Source organism: Salinivibrio costicola subsp. alcaliphilus (assembly GCF_001996185.1).
Classification (GTDB): Bacteria; Pseudomonadota; Gammaproteobacteria; order Enterobacterales; family Vibrionaceae; genus Salinivibrio; species Salinivibrio costicola.
The window spans coordinates 1-822 of the sequence record NZ_MUFR01000112.1 but is presented as its reverse complement, the minus strand read 5'-3'; the positions used below and the strand labels follow the sequence as shown (position 1 = coordinate 822).

The 822-nt window shown below is 50.6% G+C and carries 1 pseudogene; it reads left to right on the top strand.

The annotated features are described in order from the left end of the window. Positions 1 to 822 (top strand): annotated as a pseudogene (locus BZJ21_RS16390) (hypothetical protein); the annotation flags it as partial.

Below are 822 nucleotides of genomic sequence, written 5' to 3'. Positions count from 1 at the left end.
AAAGAAAAGCTTGATAGCGGTGAATTTGCCCTGTTGACTGATACCCCAATGCGGCCCGCGATGGTGCATGATAATACGAATAAGCTCTGGTCCCTCTCGCCAGACACTGAAACGACCCTCTCACCACAAGCCCGCTCAGCACTTATGGCCAGAGCCAATCAATCTGGAGCGGCCGCGGGCGGTGGTAGTGGATCTGGCGGAGGTAGTCGTCCACAGGCAACAACAGAAAATATTGAAGACACCTATGTGCCTGAGCCGGTAAAACCTGACCGCTCGAATGAGCCGCCACCACTTAAATACGAATACTGTTTTGAGATTGCTAGCTCGGATAAGGTATTTCGCAAAACGGTGGGGTGCAAGTTTCAATTAGCCAAAACACAACAAGAAGGCGTGAAGGATGATTGGCAAACCGCGCCCACTGAACACGGCACTAAGTACACCACTTATACCGCATTCAACGAGCCCAAAAAGCTTATCGCTAAAATTGCATCGGCTTCAATGGGCATCAGCGTGCCCGAGCCCGTGCAGGTCAAGTCGATTGGTTCAGGTATCATCCAAGAAGCCTTTATTCCTGTAACCCCCTCCGTTCAACTCGGCGAGCGGCTGGGCCTACCCACCGAAGGCTATTACTACCATTTTCACCAAAAGCGCTTAGTGCAAGAGTATAAGCTGCTGGGTGATGGCAAATGGCAGTTTTTCGCCACGCGCTCTAAACATGACAGACTCAACCAGGAGCAAGGTTTTAATCGTTATCAAAGCGCCATTCTGGTGTACTGGAAGATTGGCGGCAAAGAGGTCGAAGACCAACATCTTGTCTATCTC